This window comes from Streptomyces sp. NPDC093261 (assembly GCF_044753645.1).
Classification (GTDB): Bacteria; Actinomycetota; Actinomycetes; order Streptomycetales; family Streptomycetaceae; genus Streptomyces.
In genome coordinates, this window is sequence record NZ_JBIVNO010000018.1 from 128,940 (window position 1) to 142,748 (window position 13,809).

The window sequence follows — 13,809 nt, forward strand, 5'->3', positions numbered from 1 at the left end:
CACGGGAGCGCCGGCCCGCCGGTCAACGGGAGCCCGTCGTCGCGCCGTTGGGGATGTGCGCCGCCCAGTCGAGGATCTGCACGGCCGCGCCCGCGGCCTCCAGTCCGCGGCACTGCGCGTGATGCCGGCGGGCGATCCCGTCGAGGTCGAGGTGCGGACCGAAGGCGGGGTGGGCGGCCAGCCGGCGGGCGTACGCCCACAGGTGCGGATGGCCGGCGACACGCTGCACGGCGGCGGCGTCGAGGTGCCAGCGGTGCACGGTGTCGAGTTGCACCAGTGCGACCCACAACTCCACGTCGGCCACGGTGGGTTGGTCGCCCAGAAGATACTCCTGGCGGGCCAGCCGGCCCTCCGGTGACCTCAGGGCGCACAGCAGTGAGGTGAGCGCGGCGTCCCGGTCCGCGTCATCGGCGTCGGCACGTCCGGCGCGCTGGGCGGCCGCGTCGATGCCCAGCGCACACAGGCGCCGGACCCCCTCGATCTCCGCGTCGGCGCCCTGCGGGTGGAGCACGGGGCGGCCCGCGCCGAAGCGGCGTGCCAGGTCCCGCATGATGTCGGGGGCGTGAGTGCTGACGATCCGGCCCGACCAGTCGTCGCTGAGCACCGGTGCCACGGTTGGTCCGGAGTAGCGATGGGCGCTCGCCTCGTAGAGCGGGCGCAGGGCGGAGTGCTCGCCGCCGGGTCCGTCCGGCACCGCGGGCAGCAGGGTGACGGGGACGATGCCGTCGAGGCCGAGCAGGCTGTGGGTGACGGCGATCCGCAGACAGCGCGGACAGGCCAGGGACAGGTGGAGTCGGTAGCGGCGCGGTACGGCGTAGTGGCCGCTGCGGGCGTCGCGGCCGATCCTGCCCCGGAAGGCGGGGGCGGGATGGGCGGGCGGGAGTGCGGTCAGGGCATGGGCGGACATGTCTCTCCCAGGGGTTCGGTCGCGCGAGGGCGCGGTGGGCGGCGGCCCGGGGCGAGCGGCGCTGCCCGACCAGGGGGCGGGGTGCGGCGCGGGCCCGCCACCGCCGTTTCAGCGCAGGGGGCCGGACGCGCTGCACACACGCAGCAGGTCGATGTGACGGCGGGAGGTCAGAAGGAGGGAACGCCGGCGGGTGCGGTGCACACGGCCGATGACCGGCTCCAGGCGTCCCATGCTTCCCTACCTGTCCACTAGGAAACTCCTACTGGAGTGTCGATCGGGCTCCGGCCCGCGTCAAGAGGGTGGTTCACGGAGTGAGAGCGCCGCCCAGCCGTCCTGGAGATGGTCGGCCACCAGGAAGCGCGACCCACTGCGCGGGCTGCTGCCCCAGACGCCGAAGACCGCCGGGGTGACGGCAGGACCGGTCCGGGAAACCTTGACACCCCCAAAGTGTGACTGATTGAGTACTCACATGCAAAAGGATCGCCCGCGCCAGTTGTCCACCGCCGAGGAACGCCGCGAGACCGTGCTGCGTACCGCGATCGGGGCGTTCGCCGCGCGCGGCTACTTCGGCACCACCACGGCCGAGGTCGCCAAGGCGGCCGGCATCTCCCAGGCGTACGTCTACCGGCTCTTTCCCAACAAGGAGCTGCTGTTCGTCGCCGTGGTCGAGCACTGCTTCGTCCAGGTGCGGGCGAGCCTGGAACAGGCGGCGGCCGAGGCCGGGGGAAGCTCCCCCGAGGTGGTGCTCTCGGCCATGGGGGACTCCTACGCCAAGCTCATCAGCAACAACGACCTCATGCTGATCCAGCTCCACGCACAGGCGGCGGCCGTCTCGGAGCCCGCGGTGCGCGAGGCCGTCCGGCAGGGGTACGCCCGGCTGGTGGAGTACGTCCGCGGCGCGTCCGGCGGCAGCGAACGGCAGATCCAGGACTTCTTCGCCATGGGCATGCTGTGCCACCTGATCGTGTCGATGGGGGCCGACGAGGTGGAGGCTCCCTGGACGCGGACATTGGCGGCGGGGATCACCCACTACTGACGCGGGCCGCGGAGGGGCCGACGGGCGGGGCGCCCCATTCCGTCCGTTCTGCGACACACGAGGAGTGTGTGACTGATCACACGCGAGTCACGACGGTGACGCCTCCCCGGCCCGCCGCCCTGATCGGCCGACGCCCCTCCAGGGCCGGCGTCACCCTGCGGTGAATCCCTCCTTCCTACCCGTCCTCGCACACCGCTGACCAGCCCTTTCCCTCATATGTTCAGGTTGCTTTCAGGCAGGGGCGCCCCTGTGGCAACTCATGCACCAGAAGCCCCAAAACAATGGCAAAGGAGGCTGGGAGAACGGCGCTTGGGCATGTCATGGTGCGAGCCATGACCACAGAGCACGTCCTTGATGACCGGCCGCCCTCCCGCACCGCGCCCCGCCGCATGGCGAACAAGGTGCCGGAGGTGACCGTCTACTTCTGGATCATCAAGGTTCTCACCACAGGCATGGGCGAGACCGCATCCGACTTTCTCGCGCACCTGCTCGGCCCCGTCCCGGCCGTCGGTCTGGGCGGTCTGGCCCTGCTGGTGTCGCTGGCCGCGCAGTTCGCCGTGCGCCGGTATGTGGCCTGGATCTACTGGACCGCGATCGTCATGGTCAGTGTGTTCGGCACGATGGCCGCGGACGTGTTGCACGTGGGCCTCGGCGTCCCCTACACGCTCTCGACGCCTCTCTTCATGGTGGCGCTGGCCGCCGTCTTCGCCCTCTGGTACACGAGCGAGCGGACCCTGTCCATCCACAGCATCGACTCCCGTCGCCGCGAGGCGTTCTACTGGGCGGCGGTCCTGGCCACGTTCGCCCTCGGCACGGCGGCCGGCGACCTGACCGCCACCATCGGCCTCGGCTACCTCGGTTCCGTCGTCCTGTACGCCATCGCGATCTGCGTCCCGGCCGTCGCCCACCGCGGGGGCCTGCTGGGCGCGGTGCCCGCGTTCTGGGCCGCGTATGTCATCACCCGCCCGCTCGGCGCCTCGATCGCCGACTGGATGGCCCTCGGTCACAGCCGTGGCGGTCTGGGCTGGGGCCTGGGCCCGGTCACCCTGTCCTGGACGGCGGCCATCCTCGGTTTCGTGACTTATCTGGCGGTGTCGCGGCGCGACACGGCCGCCGCGTAAGGCGGCACCGCCGGGTCACCGGCAATTCCGGCCCTCGGGGGCTGTCCCGGGTCGTGGTCGCGCGATTCCGGCCCTCGGGGGCTGTCCCGGTCCGTGCTCGCGCGATTCCGGCCCTCGGGGGCTGTTCCCGGCCGCGCCGGGGGCGCGGCGGCGATGCGGGCACCGTGGCGGCCGTGGTACAGCCCGGTGTTCGGTGCCGGGGGCGCCGATCGGCCCGGCCAGCCGGCGCCCCGGGCGCGCGAGGGCCCTGCGGACGGGGGCAGCTCAGGCAGATCCCCCGCGGACCAGGCGCCGACGACTCCGGGGACGGCACGGGCCGCCGTGCAGTCGACCTCGCGCAGCACGCCGTGCGCGACGTCGCTTCTCACAAACGCGGCGTCCAGGCATCCGGGCACTCGGATATCGGCGACGTACCTGCCTTTTCCGGTAAGAAGTCGTTCGTCCTCACGGCTGGTCCATTTCTCCACAGCAACACCTCGATCGTGTCTTTGCGGGAATCGGCGAGCGCGAGTCGAACACACACCGACCGGAGCGTGGAATTCTCACGCATCACTCTTGCCGTTCCCATCACCGTGCGACCGTTTCCCCGGAATGGCGGCTGCGGCGGCTCAGCTGCTTCCACGAAAATCACGGTCGACGCGCGGGACGAGTGGTGAGGGGAGGCTGTGCACTGCGGGCACAAGGGCGTGCGCTGTGTGGACAGGCCGCCCGGCCGGGGCCGGGCGGCGCGGCGGTCAGCCGAGTTCCCGCTCCAGCCAGTCGAGGACCTCGGGCGTCACCGGGTCGGTGATGTCGGAGAACTCCTCGTGCTTCTTCAGGAACTTCGCCACATAGGGGCAGACCGGCACGATGCGCATCCCCAGGGCGCGCACATCGGTGAGCGCCTCCTGGACCAGCCGCCCGGCCAGGCCCTGGCCGGCGAAGGCCTCGTCGACCTCGGTGTGGTAGAAGACGCGCTGCGCGCCCCGATCGCGGTACGCGGTCAGACCGGCGCGCTCGCCGTCGACCAGGATCTCGTAGCGGTTCCTGGCGTCGACCCGCTCGACGAGGGGAGCGGTGGAAGGCTGGCTCATGGGATGCCTTTCGACTGTGTGTCGGTTCGTTCGGCTGTGCGTCAGCGCTTTTGGCTGCGTGTCCGCGCTTTGGTGACCGCGCGTCCGCGCTTTCCACTGCGTGTCCGTGCTTTCGTGACCGCGCGTCCGCGCTTTCGACTGGCGTCAGTCGCGCGGTGGATTCCTGCGCGGCGTAATGATGGCATTCGGGAGGGCAGGTGCGGGAAGCCGGTTGCCCGGATATCCCTCGACGGCGCCGAAGCGGTCGGAGTTGTTCTCCCAGTCCGTGCGCGCCTCGACGATGTCGTCGTGGCCGCGGCCGATGAAATTCCACCACATGACGATCTCCTCCTCGAAGGGAGTTCCGCCGAGCAGCACCGTCCGCGCGGGCTCCGCCGACTCGTTCGTCAGGGTCAGCGCGTCGGTTCCGGGGTGGACGTAGGCCAACTCCGCGGGGCTCAGGCGCATGTCGGCCACCCGGACGTCCCCCTGGTCGACGAGGAGGCCGTGCTCGAAGCCGGAGTCGACGGCGAGCGTGACCGTCGCGTGGGGCTGGAGGACGATCTCGGCGCCGAGCAGCGGGGTGAAGGTTCGCACGGGGGACGACGCTCCGGCCAGGCTGCCGAGGAAGACCCGGATCTCGGCGCCGCCGATCCGCAGGGGCTCGGGCACATAGTGCTGGAAGCCCCGTTCGGTGTCCCGGTGTTCCCCGGGCAGCGCCACCCACAGCTGGACGCCGTGCAGGACCGTGGTGCGCGGGGTGGAGACCTCGGAGTGGCAGATGCCGTGCCCGCCCGTCATGAGGTTGAGCTCGCCGGGCCTGACGAAGGCGTGGCTGCCGAGGCTGTCGCGATGCTCGATCTCCCCGCTGAACAGCCAGCTCACCGTCTGGAGTCCGGTGTGCGGATGAGGGGCGACATCCATGCCGCCGGTCGCGGCGACGTCGTCGGGACCGTAATGATCGGCGAAGCACCAGGCCCCGATCAGAGTGCGGGCGCGCTGGGGCAGTGTGCGCCGCACGGTCATCGCCCGGGGGCCGCCGAGCGGTACGTCGCGCGGGGTGATCACATCGACCCGCGGCCCCTGTGCCGACGGCGCACCGTCCGCCGCCGCCCCGCAGCGGGCCTCGACCGGTTCTGTTTCGACGTTGCTCACCGTGACCGTCTCCCGATCTTCCATAATGGTTTCATATTAAACAACTATCGCCCTGATCATAGGACGATGGTGGTGTCACGTACACGACGGATCGACGGGCCGGAAGCGGCCGCTGAAGGAGTCCCGAGTTGACCAGCCCCTCGACGCACCCCGCCCACCAGCGCATCTTCCTCGACAAGCAGAGCCCTGCGGCCTATCGCGCGCTGGTCGGGACATCGGAGGCGGTGCACACCGTCGCCGCCGAGGCGGGACTCGAACGTACCCTCGTCGAGCTGATCAACCTCCGGGTCTCCCAGATCAACGGCTGTGCGTACTGCCTCAACGTACACACGAGGGCCGCCCTGCGCGCCGGCGATACCCCGCAGCGGCTCGGGGTCCTCGCGGCCTGGCGCGATACCGAGCTGTTCACGCCGGAGGAGCGCGCGGCCCTTGCCCTGGCCGAGGCCACCACCGATCCGAGGGACGCCGCCGCACAGGAAGGCTCGTACGAGGAGGCCCGGCAGGTGCTCACGGACGACCAGATCTCCGCGGTGATCTGGGTGGCGATCACCATCAACGCGTTCAACCGGCTCTCGATCATGAGCAAGCACCCGGTGCGGCGGCTCGACGGGGCCGGCCGCACGATCATCTCCGGACGAGATGACTGACATCCGAACCCATCGCCCGGAATGAGGAAGGAACGGGAGCCGCCGAGCGCTTGGTCCCTGTGAGAGCACCGAGGAAGCTGCTCACCGCAGGACATCGCCCCGAGCCGGCCCCGGCCGGCTCCCGCCCCGAGGAAGGTCCCGTGTCCCAGCCGTCCGCTCTGCGCACGTCCCGTCGCACCGCGGCCGCCGCCCAGGCCGCCCATGGCGTCCCGGTCCTCGCGCTGCTCTACTGGCTCACCGAGCACCGCGCCGCCCGCCGGTGCCAGGGCCGGGAGGCCGCGTAGCGGAGGGCGAACGTACGGGTGCATCCGGGGACCCGGGTGAAGTCGGAAACCCGGGTGAAGCCGGGGACCACCTCCCGCGTCCGCCGGACGGCGTGGAGGAGGTCCCGGCGATGCTCTCGCGGCTGCTGGAGGCCCACGAGGTCCTGGTGGACGCCCATGACGCCGCTGCCCGGACTGCCGAGCTGGGCGACGACGGCAGCAGCGACCCGCTGGTCTCCCAGGTGATCCGCACCGGCGAGCTCCAGGCCTGGTTCCTGGCCGAGCACCTGGTCGACACTCCCCTGGTCCGCGCCTGAGCGGAGCAGGACCCCCACCCGCCGGGACCGTGCGGCCGCCGCCCGTCCGCGTACCATGCGACGAAGATCGTCGCTGGATCGGACGGGCGCTGCGTCACCGGGAGCAATGACGGACCTGCGGCAGATGGAAGTCGTCGTCGCGGACGCGGGCGGGTTCACGGCGGCGGCGAGGCCACTGCACTGGTCCAGTCCGCTGTCTCCGGCACGGTGCGGGCCCTCGAACGCGAGCTGGGCACCCCCTTGTTCACCCGCACCACGCACCGGGTGGCCCTCACCCCCGCCGGGGAGGCCTTCCTGCCCGCCGCCCGGGCGACGCCGCGGGCCGCCGAACTCGCCCGCGAGGCGGTCGACGCGGTCAAGGGAGAGCTGCGCGGACAGGTCACCGTGGGCATCATGCAGGGGGTCTGGGCGGGACTGCACCAGGCTCTGGCCGAACTGCGCGCGGAGCGTCCGGGCGTCGTGCTCCGGCTGCGGCAGGCACCGGTGGCGACATCCGGCAGGCCCTGCGCGACGGCACGGTGGACCTGGCCGTGGTGGCGCTCGACCGCCGGCAGCAGCGGGGGCTGGTGACCCGGCTGCTGTCCCGCGAGGCCATGGTCCTGGTGGCCTCACCCCGGCGGCGGCTGCATGCCGGTGGCGAGGAGGCCACGGTCACCTGGCCGGACGTCGCCCGGCTGCCCCTGGTGGACTTCACCCCCGGCTGGGCCATCCGCTACGCGGTCGACCGGGCCGCGCGCGCAGCCGGCGTGGAGCGCGGTACGACCTTCGAGGTCGATGACATCGTCGCGGCGGCCGAGCTGGTCCGGCATGACCTGGGCGTGTGCATCATGCCCCCGTCCATCGCCTCGCGCTTCCCGGACCTTGACCGTTACCCGTTCGAACGGCACGCGCCGACCTGGCAGGTGATGGTGGTGCGTCCCCCAGGCGAGCCGCCCGCGGCGGTCGCGGCGCTGCTGCGGCACATCACCTGACCGAACCGGTGTCCCGGGCCGCGCCGGTACACGTCCGTGTGACTTGCGTCTGACCTGGAGTGACACGCGCACTCCGCGAGCTGTTGACCGTACGATCAGGCAATGCCTGACACGACCGAAACCACGCCCGGCTGGCTGACTCCCGACGAACTCGAGCTGGCCCGTGCCCGCATGCCGATCCTGTACGTGGAAGCCGTGCCCGTGCGCGTCGATGACAGCGGTGAAGTCACCAGCATCGGACTGCTGTTGCGGATCGGGCCCGACGGGACCGTCAGCCGCACGCTCGTCTCCGGGCGGGTGCTGCACCACGAACGGGTGCGGGACGCGCTCCTGCGCCATCTGGAGAAGGACCTCGGACCCGTGGCGCTCCCCCGCGTCCCGGCCTCCCTTCAGCCCTTCACCGTCGCCGAGTACTTCCCGACCCAGGGGATCACGCCGTTCCACGACCCCCGCCAGCACGCGGTGGCCCTCGCCTACATCGTGCCGGTGGCCGGGGACTGCCGGCCCCGGCAGGACGCGCTCGACCTGGAGTGGTTCAGCCCCCACGAGGCGTCCTCGGCCGTGGTCCAGAACGACATGCCGGGCGGCCAGGGCGTCCTCCTCAAGCAGGCCCTGGCCCATGTCGGCTGCCTGCCCTGAACGACATGCCCGGCGGTTCCGCCTGCCGGGTCCCTCCCGTCCGGGCCCTGGGGCACGGGCCCGGGCGGGAGGGGCGGGCGTGGAACGCGCCCCGGCTCAGGGGCGGCAGTCCAGGCTCGTGAGGTCGACCGCGTCGGCCATCGCCTGCATGCCCTTGTCATCGGGGTGCAGATGGTCGCCGCCGTCGAAGAACGGCAGGATCCGTTCGGGGTCGTAGGGGCTGCGCAGGATCGTGTCGAAGTCGGTGACCGCGTCGAACTCGCCGCTGTCCCTGATGAACGCGTTGACCTCCTGACGTACGGCCTCGGCGGCCGGGTCCCACTCCGACCAGCCCTTGAACGGGGCGACGGTGGCCCCGACCACGCACTTCCCGGCGGCGTGGGCGCGGTTGACGATCTGGCGGTAGCCCGCGACCAGGTCCTGGGCCGTGACGCCGGTGTGGGCCTTGATGTCGTTGACGCCCTCGAACAGGAAGACCGTGCGGACTCCCGGATGGGAGAGGACGTCCCGCTGCAACCGGTTCAGGGCGCTCTGGCCCGCGCCGTCCGAGAGGACCTTGTTCCCGGAGATCCCCTCGTCGGCCACTCCCTGGACCGCAGTGCCGGCCGCCCGCAGCCGGCGGGCCAGATAGTCGGGCCAGCGGCGGTTGGTGTCGGACGTGGACGCCCAGCCGTCGGTGATGGAGTCGCCGAGCGCGCCCACGGCGCCCGTCGAGGCCCCGGTCCGTACGGTGACGGCATCGAGGTAGAACCAGGAACCCGTCGTCTGGGTCCAACCGGCCGCGTTCTCCTCGGCGGTGTGGTCGCCCCCGGCCGTGTACGAGGTCTGCATCGCCATCCCGTGCCCGGTGGCCGGGCCCGCCGCGTCCGCGGAGTGCAGGCTGACGACCAGGTCGGTCGCGGCGGGCAGCCGGCCGGGCAGCGGGTCGCTGTACGCCGTGGCGCCCGCGGGCACGGTGACGGAGCGCGCGCCGCCGAAGGTGAGCCGCCGGTTGCTGCCGGGGACCAGTGCGGCGCCCTGCTGCCGCCGGCCGGCGTGGACGCTGTCGAAGGTCACGGGCCGGTCGCCGAAGGCGTTGGAGAGCCGGATCCGCAGATCGTCCCCGGCCACGCTGGTGTGCACGACCAGCCGGTAGCTGCGGTCGGCGACGGCGCTCCCGACCCGGTCGGCGCTCGCTCCCCAGGTGATCACCTCGTGCCGGCCCCCGCCCGCGCCCGCCGCCGCGGGAACGGCCGACGCGGGCGCGGCCACCGCCGACGCGGGCGTGGCCACCGCCGACGCGGCCAGCAGCAGCACCCCGAGCAGGCGCCGTACCGGTGTGTGACGGGGCCTCATCGGACGAGGTCCTTCAGGGTGACGGACTCGCCCGGCCGCAGCGTGACGGTGCGGGAGGTGCCCGCGTACGCCACCGTCGTGGTCCGGCCGCCGACACTGCGGAGCCGGGCCGTGGTGGGCTTGCCGTCCCGCCAGGCGAGGTCCACGACGAAGCCGCCGCGCGCGCCGGCCCCGGTGATCGAGCCGGACGCGGCCCAGGCGCCGGGGAGCGCGGGGAGCAGCTCCAGGTGGCCCGGGCGCGAGTACAGCAGCATCTCGATCATCGCGGACGGAGTGCCGAAGTTGGCGTCGATCTGGAAGATGCCGCGGCCCTGCTCCACCTCGTAGATGTCGAGGAGGTTGAAGGCCGTGCCGTTGGCCCCGTCGGTGGACGGGCGCAGGTTGGTGAGGACGAGTTGGTACGCCTTCTCGGCGTTCTTCAGACGAGCCCAGCACAGGCCGCGCCAGGCGTTGGCCCAGCCGAAGCTGTTCATGCCGCGGGCGGTGAGCAGCGCGGTGGCGCCGTCGACGATGTCCGCAGGGGTGGAGCCGTCGGGGCGGATCCGGTCCCCCGGGAAAAGCCCGACGAGCGGGGAGAGATGGCGGTGCGTGGTCTCGCCGAGGTTGTCCGGTGACATCCATTCCTCCAGCCGGCCCGTCTTCGGGCTCACTCGGGGAAGGTACAGCCGCTGCTGGAGGCCGGCGACCGTCTCGGCGTACCCGGCGTCCTTGTCCAGGTCGGCCGCCGCGGTACGGTAGTTGGCGAACAGCGCCCACACCAGCTCCTGGGCGTAGGTGATGCCCTTGGCGTCAAGCGGCCCCTGTTCGGGTGACCAGTCGCTGTCGGCGATCAGCACCTCGCGGCCGCTGTCGGGCAGCGTGTACGGGAGCAGTCGTGCCTCCCAGAACGCGCAGGCGCCCTTGAGCAACGGATAGATCCGCTCCAGGTGGGAGCGGGAGCGCGTGTACTCGTAGTGCTCCCACAGGGTGTTGCAGAGCCAGGCGTTGCCCGCCGGATGCCACCACCAGCCCCCACCGCCATGGGGATTGGTCGAGATGGCGACCGTCCAGCCGGCCACCTTGCCGGTGGAGTTGCGGTAGCGATTGCGCGGGTCGTCGAAAAGGGTGCGGGTCAGCTCGGTCCAGGACGGGAGCTGGGCGAGGCAGTAGTCGGTGAGGGCGTCGAAGCACTGGGGCAGTCCGGCCCGGTCGGCCATCCAGTAGTTCATCTGGATGTTGATGTCGGTGTGGTAGTCGCCCATCCAGTCCGGGTCGTTCCCATCCAGCCAGAGACCTTGCAGGCCCATCGGGAGGCTGCCGCGCGATCCGGAGATCATGAGGTAGCGGCCGAACTGGAGGTAGGCGGCTTCGAGTTCGGGGTCCGGTGCGCCGTCCCGGGTGCGTGCCTTGAGCCTTTCCCAGGTGTCCAGGGACCGCTGGGCGGCGGACGACGTGCCGAGCCGGACGTCCAGTTGCCCGAACAGCGCACTGTGGTCGGCGGCATGGGTGCGCAGCAGGGTCTCCGCCGGATGGGCCGCCGCCTCGCGGACCTTGGTGCGGGCCAGGCGCTCGGGGTCGAGGGAGGGGTCACGGTAGTGGGCGGTGACGTCGGGCGCGTAGTTGCTGCCGCCGCTGACCACCACGGTGAGGTCCGCGCAGCCGGAGAACGTGATGCGCTCCCCGTTCACGCTCACCCGGCCGCCGCTGCCGTACGCCGTGACCGCGGCCCCGTAGCGCAGGCCGTTCGGGAAGGCGGCGCCGAACGAGGTCGCGCCGGTGCTCTCGCCGTGGGTTCCCTCCAGGGTGACGGTGCCGGTGTAACGTCCGCCTCCGCGCTGGGTGAAGTGCAGGACGATGACGTCGTCGGGGCGGCTGGCGAAGATTTGCCGCTCGTAGGTCACCCCCGAGCGGACGTACGACGTGGTCACCACGCCCTGCGCGAGGTCGAGGGCACGGCGGTAGCCGGAGACCGTGGACAGGTCGTGGTCGGGGACGTCGACGGTGAGTCGGGCGAGCAGGGTGAGGGAGCCGAAGTGCTCGCGGTCGTAGGGGAACTGGCCGTCGGCGTCGAGGGTGGCGTTGAGGCCGCCCGTCCACAGGGTGGCGTCGGTGATCAGGAGAAGTTCGCGGCCGGGGTCATTGCCGGTCAGGGCGCCGAGCCTGCCGTTGCCGACGGGCAGGCCCTGCTGGATCATCGAGTGGTCGTCGGCGGGGGCCTGCCACCACAGCTCGTGGCGCGGGTCCGCCTTCGTCTCCGGGACGGCGGCGGGTCGTCGAGGTGCCGCGGTGGCGGTGAAAGCGGGCAGGGAGGCGAGCGCCCAGGTCGCGGCGGCGAGGGCGAACAGGCCCCGTCTGGACAGTCGGTCGAACGGATCAGTGGCCATGGCGGGCTCCGTGAGGGGGACGGTCAGAGGGACGTCGGTACGTCGATCCGGTCGATGTCGGGGGCGTAGCCGGAACCGCCGCTGTCGAAGGTGATCGTGTTGGCGCCCGCCTTGAGGGTGATCGGCACGGTGACCGTCTCGACGGTTCCCCAGTCCCCCGTCGAGGGGAACGCATGGGTGGTGGCGCCGTTGCCGTTGGCGGAGACGGCGGCCTTGCGGGCGTCCCCGCTGACGTAGGCGATCCTCACCTGGTAGGTGCCGGCCTTGTCGGCGACGATGTCGTTGAAGCGGAGCGTGCCGCCGAGGTAGAGGTTGCCGACCTTGTGGGCGCCGGAGCAGGCGGAGCAGTCGGCGACGGAGGCGTTGCCGCCGAGGGTGTTCGCCGGGGACTCGGCCTCGTAGGCGGTCGTGGCGAGGGCGCTGCCGTGGGGCGTGACCGTGAACAGCCGGGAGCCGTGGGCGGGGAGGGCCTCGGTCACCTTGTTCTTGTACGTGCCGAGGTTCTCGTGGTTCCACAGGTCCCGGACGGCGGCCTTGCCGGTGAAGCCGAGGGCGGCCCAGTCGGCGGTGACGGCCGCCGGCGCGGCGGCGAGGTTGAACAGCGCCACGGTGTGGCTGCCGTCGGGGTTCCTGCTTGCCCACACCTGCTGGTCGTCGGCGGGGGTGACGGGGCGGGCGGGCGGTGCGGCGCTCTGGTCCACCGCGATGACCTCGCGGTTGGTCAGCAGGGAGAGGCCGTAGGAGTCGAGGCGGGTGAGGTCGTCGCCCGTGTAGAGGGGGGACTTGGCGATCGCCCACAGCGTCGCGTAGGTCTGCCGCTCGGCCTTGGTGAGGCCGTCCATGGCGCCGTTGCCGACATCGAGGGAGTCGAGGTCGTTCCAGCCACCGGGGCCGGCGTGGCGGCTCCAGGCGGGGGTGTCGTCGAAGCGGTCGTCGACCGAGTTCTCCCAGCTGACCAGGGTGTTGCAGTAGCACTCGACGTCGGTGTCGATGCGCCAGCCGTTGGAGTACTTCTTCCAGTCCGCCGCATGGCCCCGGTCCAGGGACCAGGAGATCTCCAGGTGCATCGGGCGTCCGGTGGCGGCGATGGCCTTCTGCCAGGCGGCGACGTCGGCAACGTTGTCGTACTGGTCGCCGCTCTTGCCGGAGCCGGGGCCGACGCCGTCGAGCTTCAGGAAGTCATAGCCCCAGCCGGCGAGCAGCCGGGCCTGCGAGTCGATGTACCGCTGCGCGCAGGGACGGGAGAAGTCGAGCTGGTACGCGCTGTCCCAGCCGTTGGTGGTGCGCAGGTCGGCGTGGACGATGTCGGCGGTGGTGCAGCCGGGGGCGTCGGCGATGGGCGTCTTCCCGTCGCCGTAGGCCTCCTTCTCCAGGCCGACGGGCAGATAGATGCCGGCCTTGAGCCCCTTCGCGTGGATGTGGTCGGCGACCGCCTTCATACCGTGGGGGAAGCGGTCCGGGTCGGCCTGCTGGCGGGCGTACGCGTCGTACTCGGGCTTCCACGCCTTGTCCCGCCACCAGCCGGCGTCGACGTTGACGTAGGAGTAGCCGTACGGCCTGAGCTTGGTGGCGAGGGCATCGGTCTGCTTCAGGACGTTCGCCTCGGTGAGATAGCTGTAGTCGCCGTCCGGGTTGACGCCCGGGTACTTCGAGGACTGCATGCTCCAGCTCGACCAGCCCATGTACGGACTGGCCGCCACGGCCCGTGGGGTCTGGGGGCCCTCGGCGTGGGCGGCGGGGACGGCGTGGGCGGTGCCGGAGCCGGTGTGTGCCGGGCCCGCGTGGGCGGCGGGGACGGCTGTCGCGAGTCCGGCGGCGGTGGCCAGGACGATCGCGGTTCTCAGGATGCGGGCGGGCAGGACGGAGTACGAGGATGACCGCACGGGCCGTACCTCCTGTGGGTTGGGGTGGGGCGGCTCGGTCGTGCCGGCGGTCGCGGGCGTCAGGGGCACCGCACGCGACCGGGGTCTCGGGGTGCCCGTTGCGGGGGGCGCCCGGGGGGG

15 protein-coding genes and 1 pseudogene are annotated in these 13,809 nt (G+C 71.8%); 8 read left to right on the top strand and 8 right to left on the bottom strand.

Annotated elements, in window-relative coordinates; genetic code table 11:
- Positions 1–22: 22 nt before the first annotated feature.
- Positions 23–907, bottom strand: a complete 885-nt coding sequence (locus ACIP94_RS30150) for a glutathione S-transferase C-terminal domain-containing protein (RefSeq protein WP_402432527.1) — start codon at positions 905–907, stop codon at positions 23–25.
- Positions 908–1,015: 108 nt separating this feature from the next.
- Positions 1,016–1,138: a hypothetical protein gene (locus tag ACIP94_RS30155; protein WP_402432530.1), complete on the bottom strand. Its 123-nt coding sequence runs from the start codon at positions 1,136–1,138 to the stop codon at positions 1,016–1,018.
- Between the two features lie 238 nt (positions 1,139–1,376).
- Here ACIP94_RS30155 and ACIP94_RS30160 point away from each other — a divergent pair, with 238 nt between their 5' ends.
- Together ACIP94_RS30160 and ACIP94_RS30165 are read left to right on the top strand one after the other, a co-directional pair.
- Positions 1,377–1,943, top strand: coding sequence for a TetR/AcrR family transcriptional regulator (locus ACIP94_RS30160; protein ID WP_402432533.1), 567 nt, complete (start codon positions 1,377–1,379; stop codon positions 1,941–1,943).
- 332 nt (positions 1,944–2,275) lie between these two features.
- Entirely contained in the window at positions 2,276–3,064 is a 789-nt protein-coding gene (locus ACIP94_RS30165) for a hypothetical protein (protein ID WP_402432536.1), read from the top strand.
- Here the strand turns inward: ACIP94_RS30165 and ACIP94_RS30170 are convergent.
- The 3 genes from ACIP94_RS30170 to ACIP94_RS30180 form a co-directional block, all read right to left on the bottom strand.
- Positions 3,025–3,585, bottom strand: a complete 561-nt coding sequence (locus ACIP94_RS30170) for a hypothetical protein (protein WP_402432539.1) — start codon at positions 3,583–3,585, stop codon at positions 3,025–3,027. The genes ACIP94_RS30165 and ACIP94_RS30170 overlap by 40 nt on opposite strands.
- A 213-nt stretch (positions 3,586–3,798) precedes the next feature.
- Positions 3,799–4,137, bottom strand: a complete 339-nt coding sequence (locus tag ACIP94_RS30175) for a GNAT family N-acetyltransferase (protein WP_402432542.1) — start codon at positions 4,135–4,137, stop codon at positions 3,799–3,801.
- Positions 4,138–4,281: 144 nt separating this feature from the next.
- The gene (locus ACIP94_RS30180; protein ID WP_402432653.1) at positions 4,282–5,271 is read right to left on the bottom strand and encodes a pirin family protein; all 990 of its coding nucleotides are present in this window, start codon (positions 5,269–5,271) and stop codon (positions 4,282–4,284) included.
- Positions 5,272–5,399: 128 nt separating this feature from the next.
- Between ACIP94_RS30180 and ACIP94_RS30185 the strand changes: the two genes are divergently transcribed.
- The 6 genes and pseudogenes from ACIP94_RS30185 (at position 5,400) to ACIP94_RS30210 (ending at position 8,108) form a co-directional block, all read left to right on the top strand.
- Positions 5,400–5,918, top strand: coding sequence for a carboxymuconolactone decarboxylase family protein (locus ACIP94_RS30185; protein WP_402432544.1), 519 nt, complete (start codon positions 5,400–5,402; stop codon positions 5,916–5,918).
- 140 nt (positions 5,919–6,058) lie between these two features.
- Positions 6,059–6,202, top strand: a complete 144-nt coding sequence (locus tag ACIP94_RS30190; RefSeq protein ID WP_402432547.1) for a hypothetical protein — start codon at positions 6,059–6,061, stop codon at positions 6,200–6,202.
- A gap of 71 nt (positions 6,203–6,273) precedes the next feature.
- Positions 6,274–6,498, top strand: a pseudogene (locus tag ACIP94_RS30195) (DNA starvation/stationary phase protection protein); the annotation flags it as partial.
- Positions 6,499–6,705: 207 nt separating this feature from the next.
- The gene (locus ACIP94_RS30200) at positions 6,706–7,068 is read left to right on the top strand and encodes a LysR family transcriptional regulator (protein ID WP_402432550.1); all 363 of its coding nucleotides are present in this window, start codon (positions 6,706–6,708) and stop codon (positions 7,066–7,068) included.
- Positions 7,029–7,469, top strand: coding sequence for a LysR substrate-binding domain-containing protein (locus ACIP94_RS30205; RefSeq protein ID WP_402432553.1), 441 nt, complete (start codon positions 7,029–7,031; stop codon positions 7,467–7,469). Before ACIP94_RS30200 ends, ACIP94_RS30205 begins: the two co-directional genes overlap by 40 nt.
- A 102-nt stretch (positions 7,470–7,571) precedes the next feature.
- The gene (locus ACIP94_RS30210; RefSeq protein ID WP_402432556.1) at positions 7,572–8,108 is read left to right on the top strand and encodes an NUDIX hydrolase family protein; all 537 of its coding nucleotides are present in this window, start codon (positions 7,572–7,574) and stop codon (positions 8,106–8,108) included.
- Between the two features lie 96 nt (positions 8,109–8,204).
- Here the strand turns inward: ACIP94_RS30210 and ACIP94_RS30215 are convergent, their stop codons facing one another.
- From ACIP94_RS30215 to ACIP94_RS30225, 3 genes are read right to left on the bottom strand one after another with little or no spacing between them, the layout of a single operon-like run.
- A complete protein-coding gene (locus tag ACIP94_RS30215) occupies positions 8,205–9,443 on the bottom strand; it encodes an SGNH/GDSL hydrolase family protein (RefSeq protein ID WP_402432559.1) in 1,239 nt (412 codons plus the stop codon).
- Entirely contained in the window at positions 9,440–11,806 is a 2,367-nt protein-coding gene (locus ACIP94_RS30220; protein ID WP_402432562.1) for a glycosyl hydrolase family 95 catalytic domain-containing protein, read from the bottom strand. The genes ACIP94_RS30215 and ACIP94_RS30220 overlap by 4 nt, the downstream gene beginning before the upstream one ends.
- Before the next feature lie 23 nt (positions 11,807–11,829).
- Positions 11,830–13,689 (bottom strand): alpha-galactosidase D, encoded by a 1,860-nt coding sequence (locus ACIP94_RS30225; protein WP_402432564.1) that lies wholly within the window; start codon positions 13,687–13,689, stop codon positions 11,830–11,832.
- Positions 13,690–13,809: the final 120 nt, after the last annotated feature.

What these genes read in the sequence shown, in the direction of transcription:
- ACIP94_RS30150 (WP_402432527.1), bottom strand. Translation starts at nt 907, where the DNA reads ATGTCCGCCCATGCCCTGACCGCACTCCCGCCCGCCCATCCCGCCCCC.
- ACIP94_RS30155 (WP_402432530.1), bottom strand. Translation starts at nt 1,138, where the DNA reads ATGGGACGCCTGGAGCCGGTCATCGGCCGTGTGCACCGCACCCGCCGG.
- ACIP94_RS30165 (WP_402432536.1), top strand. Translation starts at nt 2,276, where the DNA reads ATGACCACAGAGCACGTCCTTGATGACCGGCCGCCCTCCCGCACCGCG.
- ACIP94_RS30220 (WP_402432562.1), bottom strand. Translation starts at nt 11,806, where the DNA reads ATGGCCACTGATCCGTTCGACCGACTGTCCAGACGGGGCCTGTTCGCC.
- ACIP94_RS30210 (WP_402432556.1), top strand. Translation starts at nt 7,572, where the DNA reads ATGCCTGACACGACCGAAACCACGCCCGGCTGGCTGACTCCCGACGAA.
- ACIP94_RS30215 (WP_402432559.1), bottom strand. Translation starts at nt 9,443, where the DNA reads ATGAGGCCCCGTCACACACCGGTACGGCGCCTGCTCGGGGTGCTGCTG.
- ACIP94_RS30160 (WP_402432533.1), top strand. Translation starts at nt 1,377, where the DNA reads ATGCAAAAGGATCGCCCGCGCCAGTTGTCCACCGCCGAGGAACGCCGC.
- ACIP94_RS30175 (WP_402432542.1), bottom strand. Translation starts at nt 4,137, where the DNA reads ATGAGCCAGCCTTCCACCGCTCCCCTCGTCGAGCGGGTCGACGCCAGG.